At 70.8% G+C, this 7361-nt stretch carries 7 protein-coding genes; 3 read left to right on the top strand and 4 right to left on the bottom strand.

Features of this window, described 5'->3' with window-relative positions; all coding sequences use genetic code 11:
- The first annotated feature begins 570 nt into the window (after positions 1-570).
- Complete coding sequence (locus ACWF9Z_RS36350; protein WP_453609858.1) at positions 571-783, top strand: hypothetical protein; 213 nt, start codon at positions 571-573, stop codon at positions 781-783.
- Between the two features lie 883 nt (positions 784-1666).
- On the opposite strand, the gene ACWF9Z_RS36345 is transcribed toward ACWF9Z_RS36350, so the two are convergent.
- A complete protein-coding gene (locus ACWF9Z_RS36345) occupies positions 1667-2515 on the bottom strand; it encodes an SDR family NAD(P)-dependent oxidoreductase (RefSeq protein ID WP_453609856.1) in 849 nt (282 codons plus the stop codon).
- Positions 2516-2595: 80 nt separating this feature from the next.
- Here ACWF9Z_RS36345 and ACWF9Z_RS36340 point away from each other — a divergent pair, with 80 nt between their 5' ends.
- Complete coding sequence (locus ACWF9Z_RS36340) at positions 2596-3060, top strand: MarR family winged helix-turn-helix transcriptional regulator (RefSeq protein WP_453609854.1); 465 nt, start codon at positions 2596-2598, stop codon at positions 3058-3060.
- A gap of 6 nt (positions 3061-3066) precedes the next feature.
- Here the strand turns inward: ACWF9Z_RS36340 and ACWF9Z_RS36335 are convergent, their stop codons facing one another.
- Genes ACWF9Z_RS36335 through ACWF9Z_RS36325 form a run of 3 tightly spaced genes read right to left on the bottom strand, consistent with a single transcriptional unit; the run spans position 3067 to position 6117 of the window.
- Positions 3067-4014 carry a cation diffusion facilitator family transporter gene (locus ACWF9Z_RS36335; RefSeq protein WP_453609852.1) on the bottom strand — a complete coding sequence of 316 codons (948 nt, stop codon included), beginning with the start codon at positions 4012-4014 and terminating at the stop codon, positions 3067-3069.
- A gap of 27 nt (positions 4015-4041) precedes the next feature.
- Positions 4042-4920, bottom strand: a complete 879-nt coding sequence (tesB, locus tag ACWF9Z_RS36330) for an acyl-CoA thioesterase II (protein ID WP_453609850.1) — start codon at positions 4918-4920, stop codon at positions 4042-4044.
- 39 nt (positions 4921-4959) lie between these two features.
- Positions 4960-6117: an acyl-CoA dehydrogenase family protein gene (locus ACWF9Z_RS36325; RefSeq protein ID WP_453609849.1), complete on the bottom strand. Its 1158-nt coding sequence runs from the start codon at positions 6115-6117 to the stop codon at positions 4960-4962.
- Between the two features lie 250 nt (positions 6118-6367).
- On the opposite strand from ACWF9Z_RS36325, the gene ACWF9Z_RS36320 reads away from it, so the two are divergent.
- Positions 6368-7252: a hypothetical protein gene (locus tag ACWF9Z_RS36320; RefSeq protein WP_453609847.1), complete on the top strand. Its 885-nt coding sequence runs from the start codon at positions 6368-6370 to the stop codon at positions 7250-7252.
- Positions 7253-7361: the final 109 nt, after the last annotated feature.

The raw sequence follows: 7361 nt of genomic DNA, 5'->3' as shown, positions 1-7361 counted from the left end.
GGGGGGGGCTCCCCCCCGCGGGGGGGGGGGGCCCCCCCCCCCGCCCGCGCCCCCCCCCCCCCCCGCCCTTTTCCGGCCGGCAGCCCGGCCGCGAAGGCCCATGCACGGTTGGTCCGCTCGCACGGTTTTCCGTGTTGGACGGCTCCCAGGTTCGTCCGAGGACCTCTACCACGTTGGCCTCCGCTGCGTGGACTGGGTTGTGGATGCGGTGGTAAAGGTGCAGCCGACCACGCCGGGTGTGGCGATGTGCAGCGTCCACTGCCCGCGGTCCGGCAGCGCAGGAGGCGGTTTCCCGCCGAGCTTTTCTGGACAGTGGCCAAAACCCGCCCTTGAATGGCGGGCTGGCGGCCAATAAATTCAGCTGGCCGCCGGACTACTGTCCAGCGCGCAGGTCGATATGCAGGGGAGACAGGGATGCGCCGCAGGTACCGAACCTGCCGCTGACTCGTGAAGCGCGGGCCAGCGGGGTTCTTCATTCACTTGGTTGCCCTACCAGGGCACCGTCCGAGGGAGACCTATGCCCTCAGTCGGACACCAGGTGACCCCGCTCGCGTATCCGAGGAGTGCACCTTGCTGGACCGTGTGATCGACCTTCTGTCTCAGACCCGGACCCTCCGCTCCGTGCTCGACGTCTGCACCGTCGTGGTCCGTCTGCTGCCCGCGTTGGTCGTGGTCGTCGCGCTCATCCCGTCATTCGTCGTCTTCGCGTTCATCTCCGCCGGCGCGCGCAGGTCGGTCCTGGAGATGGTGGACCGCCTGACGAAGTGGACGCTCGCCCGCTAGCAGCCCGCAGTCCTACCGCCGCCCTCCGATACAGGATCATGGAAGGGCGGCGCGGGGGCTTCGAGGACCGTTCCGCTGGCGCGGGGACACTCCTTGACCCGGGGCGTGGAGCTCTTCTCATGAGCCATGCCGACTGCCCGGACGGGACGGTTTCCCTGACCGCCCACGTGAAGGCGGGGTCAGGCGGCGTGATCACTGACGAGGTCGGCTTCATCACCGGCGACGTCACCCTGACCACCGAGGCCGGCCCGGACGACACCGTCCACGTTCGAATCCCGTACACCGTGGCGGAGGAGTGCTACTCCTGCACCGGCAGCTCCGCTCCCCTCCGGACAGGCGGCCTCGCCGCGTTCCGCGAGCGCGCCGTCGACGCCGTGAAAGCAGGTGGCACGGCCGGAGTCCCTCACCGTCCCGGACCCTATGTACATCGACAGCGGTCAGCTAGTGCCGCGTCAGGCAACGTTCGCCCCGTCGCGACGCCCGGCACGCACGCTCGCCGCACCGGCCGAAAGCCCGAGTACGTCCCGTACGAGCGCTTGCGGCCGGCACGCCGAGAGGACGGTGGTCCTGGATCCACAGCGTTGGCTGGAGCTTCGACGCTTTCGTGGCCTGCTGGAGTCCGGAGCGATGAGCTTGTCGGAGATCGCCAGGGAGACCGGGCTGGATCGCAAGGCGGTCCGCAAGTACCTCTCGGCACCGGGGGCCGGCGACACCTCCGCGTCGGTCGCCGAGCGGCCGGTCGCGGGCGAGAGCGATCGACGCATTCGGACCGCTCATCGACTCGATGCTCCGGGCCGAAGTCCTGATGAAGGCGGCGGTCATCCATGAGCGGCTTAGAGCGGTGACCGGCCGGCCCCGTCCACGGCCCCTGCCCCCGGTCGTCCTAGCGCAGCCAGCCGGTCATCGTGGTCTGGACGGCCGAGCCGTCGAGGTCGCCGAGCTTCGCGGCGACGAAGTCGCGGGCCCACTGCGAGGTCTGGATCCGGAACGGCACGGTCTCGGCGGTCAGCGCCTCGATGACCGGCGCCGCGGCCTGCTCCGAGGTCTGGGCGCTGTCGCTGCCGAAGGACTCCATGGCGTGGCTGATGTAGCCCTGGAGCGCCGGGGCGTAGGGGCCCGCCTCGGCCAGCAGGGCCGGCAGGTCGAGCCCGACGTTGTTCACGAACTCGCTGGAGACGGCGCCCGGTTCGACGACGGCCACCTGTACGCCGACGCTCGCGGCGACCGGGGCGAGGGACTCCATGAAGCCCTCGACGGCGAACTTGGCCGCGCAGTAGGACTCGTTGAACGGCTGGCCCACCACCCCGCCGACGCTCGTGACCGTGATGACGCGGCCGCCCGAGGCGCGCAGGTGGGGGAGTGCGGTCCGGGTGAGTTCGACGACGCCGAAGAAGTTGACCTCCATGACGTCCCGCACCTTCTCCATGCCGTGCTGCTCGACGGTGCCGACGAAACCGGCGCCCGCGTTGTTCACGGCGGCGTCGAGGTGCCCGTGCTCGGCGACGATCTCGGCCACGCACGCGGCCACGGAGTCCGAGTCGGTCACGTCCAGCCTCTTGACCTGGACGAGATCGGCGACACCGGCCGCGGCGGCCGCCTTGGTCAGGGCGTCGGCGCGGGTGGTGTCGCGCATGGTGGCGACGGTGTGCCAGCCGGCCCGGGCGGCGGCGACCGCGGCGGCCAGGCCGATGCCGGAGGAGGTGCCGGTGATGAGGACGGTCTTGGTGCTCACGATGAGTCTCCCTAGGTTTGTGCGTGCACACACACATTAATAGTGTGTGCGCGTGCACGCAACCCCGGTATTCTTTTCCCATGGCGAACAACGAGCTCAGGATGGGCGGTCTCACCCCCCGCGACCACGCTTTCTACGGCCTGGTCTGGGCCGGCACCACGCTCACCGCCAGGGTCGACCAGGCGCTCACGCGCCGCCACGACCTGCCGCTCTCGTGGTTCGAGGTGATGCTGTGGCTGCACCATCAGGACGAGCCGGTCGCCCCCTCCGAGCTGGGTGCGAGGACCCTGCTCAGCCGCAGCCAGGTCTCCCGCGTGGCCGACTCGCTCCAGGCCCGGGGCCTGATCGAGCGGATACCGTCCCCGACGGACGCCCGCTCCGTGTGCGTCGCCCTCACGGAAGCGGGCCGCCGCGCCTTCGCCGAGGCCGACGCCACCCGCCGCGCGGCGCTGGCCGAGGTGTTCGACGACCGGCTCGACGACGCGGACATCGCCGCGCTGGAGGGGATCTGGGCCAAGCTCAAGGGCAGCGGCCCGGCGGCGTAGGGGCCGTCAGGGGGCCGGTGCGGGCTCCGGCGTGGGCGTCGGCTCCAGGTACACCCGGCGGATCGCCGGGAACCGCTCGCGCAGCTGCTCCTCCGCCTCCTCGCAGGAGGCCTCCACCTGCCGCGCGGAAGCCAGGTCGTGGAAGTCGATCTTCGCCGCGATCAGTACCTCCGCGGGCCCCTGCACCAGCGTGGTCAGTTCCAGCACCGCCTCGATGTGCAGCACCGACAGCAGTTCCTCCCGCACCTGGGCCCGCATCTCCGCCGGCAGCGGCCGCCCGGTCAGGTACGGGACGTTCGAGCGGCCGAGCTCCCACGCCACGCACACCAGCAGCAGCCCGATCAGCAGCGAGGCCGCCCCGTCGTACGCGCCCGAGCCCGTCAGCTGCGCGCCCAGCAGGCCGCCCGCGGCCAGGGCCAGGCCGGTCAGGGCGGCCGCGTTCTCCAGCGGTACGGCCTTCACCACCGGGTCCGGGGCGTGCCGCACGTACAGCCCCAGCGGCGCCCGCGTCCGCGCCGCCCCGCCCCTCGTCCGCCGCCGCGCGACCAGCAGGGAGTGGCCCTTCAGTACGAAGGCGACGGCGAGGACGACGTAGGACGGCGTCGGGTTCCCCGGGTCCTCCCCGTGGACCAGGGTGTGGATGCCGTCGTAGAGCGCGAACACCGCGCCGCCGGCGAAGGCCGCGACCGACGCGAGCAGCGCCCGGGCATGGCGTTCGGGCCCGTACCCCAGCGGGTGCGCCTCGTCGGCGGGTTTCGCGCCGCGCTTCGGCGAGGCCGGCAGCAGGAGCTCGGTCACCGTGTCCGCCACGGAGTGCGCGGCCTCGGCCAGCATGGCGCTCGATCCGCTGACGATCCCGCCGGCCACCTTGGCGGCCGCGATCCCGAGGTTCGTGACCACGGCCACGACGACCGTTGCGGCGCTTCCGTCTTCGCTTCCGCTGCTGCTGGACATGAAGTGACGGTACGTCGGACGGACCGGCTAAGCGCGCGGGACGCGCACCACGCCCTCCTGGATGACCGTCACGGCCAGCCGGCCGTCCTGGGTCCAGATCCGGGCCTGGCCGAGACCCCGGCCGGCGGCCGCCGAGGGCGACTCCTGGTCGTACAGCAGCCATTCGTCCGCGCGGAACGGCCGGTGGAACCACATCGCGTGGTCCAGCGAGGCGCCGACCACGTCCCCGACCGCCCAGCCGCCCCGCCCGTGGGCGAGCAGGACCGAGTCGAGCAGGGTCATGTCGGAGACGTACGTGGCCAGGCAGGTGTGCAGCAGCGGATCGGCGCTGTCCAGCTTGCCGGCGGTACGGAACCACACCTGCGAGCGCGGTTCGACCGGCTCGCCGACGCTGCCCCAGGGCGGAACCGTCGCGTAGCGCAGGTCCACCGCGCCGCGGGCCTCGATCAGCCGCTCCACGGTGCCCGGGTCGCGGAAGACCTCGCGGTAGAGCGGGAGCGATTCGGCGGCCGTCGGCAGGGAATCGGGATCGGGCGCGTCGGGCATAGCGGCCTGGTGATCGAGGCCTTCCTCGTCCGTCTGGAAGGACGCGGAGAGGTGGAAGATCGGCTGTCCGTGCTGGACGGCGACGACCCGGCGCGTGGTGAAGGAGCGCCCGTCGCGGATCCGGTCCACCGAGTACACGATGGGCGCGCCGGGGTCACCGGCGCGCAGGAAGTACGAGTGCAGCGAGTGCGCCGTACGGTCCTCGGGCACGGTACGGCCGGCCGCGACCAGGGCCTGGGCGGCGACCTGGCCGCCGAAGACCCGCGGTACCAGCGCCGAACGGCTGGTACCGCGGAAGATGTTCTCCTCGATCTGCTCGAGGTCGAGCAGATCGAGAAGCGTCGTCAGTGCCTCGTTCATGGGGTAAGGCGCTGTCCTTCTTCTGTCTTCTGTCCGGTCTTACAGGCCCATCGACTTGGCGATGATGGACTTCATGACCTCGCTGGTGCCGCCGTAGATGCGGTTCACGCGGTTGTCGGCGTACAGGCGGGCGATCGGGTACTCGTTCATGTAGCCGTACCCGCCGTGCAGCTGGAGGCACTTGTCGATGACGCGGTGCGCGACCTCGGTGCAGAACAGCTTCGCGGACGCGGCCTCGGCCGCCGTCAGCTCGCCGGCGTCCAGGGCCTCCAGGGCGCGGTCGGCGACGGCCTCGGCGGCGTCCACCTCGGCCTGGCAGGCGGCCAGTTCGAACTTGGTGTTCTGGAAGTGCGCGACCGGCTTGCCGAAGACGGTGCGCTCCGTCACGTACTGCTGGGCGAAGCGGATGGCGGCCTTGGACTGCGCGTACGCGCCGAAGGCGATGCCCCAGCGCTCGGACGGCAGGTTGGCGCCGAGGTAGTAGAAGCCCTTGTTCTCCTCGCCCAGCAGGTCCTCGACCGGGACCTTGACGTCGACGAACGCCAGCTCGGCGGTGTCGGAGGTGCGCAGGCCCAGCTTGTCGAGCTTGCGGCCGATCGAGTAGCCCTCGGACTTGGTGTCCACGGCGAAGAGGGAGATGCCGAAGCGGCGGTCCTCCGCGCTGGGGGCGGAGGTGCGGGCGCAGACGATCACGCGGTCGGCGTGCACGCCGCCCGTGATGAAGGTCTTGGAGCCGTTGAGGACGTAGTGCGTGCCGTCCTCGGAGAGCTTGGCGGTGGTCTTCATGCCCGCGACGTCGGAGCCGGTGCCCGGCTCGGTCATCGCCAGGGCCCACATCTCCTCACCGGAGACGAACTTCGGCAGGAAGCGCTTCTTCTGCTCGACGTCGGCGAGCATCTTGAGGTAGGGCAGGGCGAGCAGCACGTGCACGCCGGAGCCGCCGAAGTTGACGCCCGCGCGGGAGGTCTCCTCGTAGAGGACGGCCTCGAACTTGTGCGTGTCCAGGCCCGCGCCGCCGAACTCCTCGGGGACGTTGATCCCGAAGATGCCCAGCTCGCCGAGCTTGTAGTAGAACTCGCGCGGGGCCTGGCCGGCGGCGAACCACTCGTCGTAGACGGGGACGACCTCGGCCTCGATGAAGGCGCGGATGGTCTCGCGGAACGCCTCGTGGTCCTCGTTGAAAACGGTACGGCGCACAGCCGGCTCCCTTCGGGTCGCGGCGGTCCGCCGCCTATGTCTAAGCGCTTGCTCATAGCTAAGTTACCCGGCGGTCACTCGGGCTGTCCAGGGCGGCGGACGTGACCTCGGAGACCTTTGCGCGCGCTCCGCGCGGCATGCAGCGCGGCTCGAGCCACGGTGAGTGGCCGGATACCCCCTTCTGCGTCACCGGCGCCCCCGGTTTGACTCGTTCTTCCGGTTCCACGTCCCCGAGGGAAAAGGAAAGTGCATGTTCAGGAGGCTGTTCTTCAGGAGGGTGTCGGGCCTCGCGGCGGCCCTGGCCGTCACGGCGGTGCTCGGCGCGGGCACGGCCGGCGCGGCGACACAGGCGCCGCAGGAGCCGCGCGCGCAGAAACGCGTGCACAACGCGATGCAGATCGTCTTCAACGCCGCCTACCCCGACGCCTTCTGCACGATCGGGGCCGTCGGCGACGACGACTACGGGCGCAAGATCGCCATATCGGCCGGGCACTGCGTCAGCGGGCCCGAGTACGCCGACCGCGACCTCCACGAGGACATCATCCCCGTCTACCACCGGCAGGACATCGCCTACGGGCCCATCGGGTACGTCCGCTACTTCAAGGACCCGGAGGGGTCCATGACGGGACACCTCACCAAGGACTACATGGTCATCGAGCTGCTGCCGAGCGTGACGCTGTCCTCCCAGGGCCCGCACCTGAAGCAGACCGGGATCCTCGAGGTGCCCGGCGGCAACCCCAGCCCCAACGCCCTCAGCCCCGCGCTGAACAGCGAACGGCTGCTCGGAGCGGCCTGGTTCAACAACAACGAGCTGCTCGTCTCCGGCCAGCTGGGCGTCTGGTACGGCCGGATCACCAACAACGACCGGGGCATCTACCAGGCCCACACCCAGCACAAGGCCGGCGACTCGGGCGGGCCCACGATCTGGCACGTGCCGGGGACGGCGTACCCCTCCGAGGCCAACGGGTTCAAGGCCGAGGGCCCCTGGGCGGGCATCACCAAGGCGATCATCCTCGGGTTCCCCGCGTACGTGTACACGAGCTCGGCGAACATCCTGGCCGACCTGCGCGCCCGTGACGCCGCGGACCCCGCCGACGTCTTCGGCGCGGGCTTCGAGGTGACCTCCAACCCCTAGTGCCGCGTCAGGCGACGTTCGCCCCGTCGCGACGCCCGGCACGCACGCTCGCCGCACCGGCCGAAAGCCCGAGTACGTCCCGTACGAGCGCTTGCGGCCGGCACGCCGA

The sequence above is a fragment of the Streptomyces sp. NPDC054961 genome (assembly GCF_053609145.1).
Note: the sequence above shows the minus strand (reverse complement) of the source record. Positions and strands in the feature narration are given on the sequence as shown.

Bases quoted from the DNA above. Each gene is read 5' to 3' on its own strand.
- ACWF9Z_RS36320 (WP_453609847.1), top strand. From the start codon at position 6,368: ATGTTCAGGAGGCTGTTCTTCAGGAGGGTGTCGGGCCTCGCGGCGGCC.
- tesB (WP_453609850.1), bottom strand. From the start codon at position 4,920: ATGAACGAGGCACTGACGACGCTTCTCGATCTGCTCGACCTCGAGCAG.
- ACWF9Z_RS36335 (WP_453609852.1), bottom strand. From the start codon at position 4,014: ATGTCCAGCAGCAGCGGAAGCGAAGACGGAAGCGCCGCAACGGTCGTC.
- ACWF9Z_RS36340 (WP_453609854.1), top strand. From the start codon at position 2,596: ATGGCGAACAACGAGCTCAGGATGGGCGGTCTCACCCCCCGCGACCAC.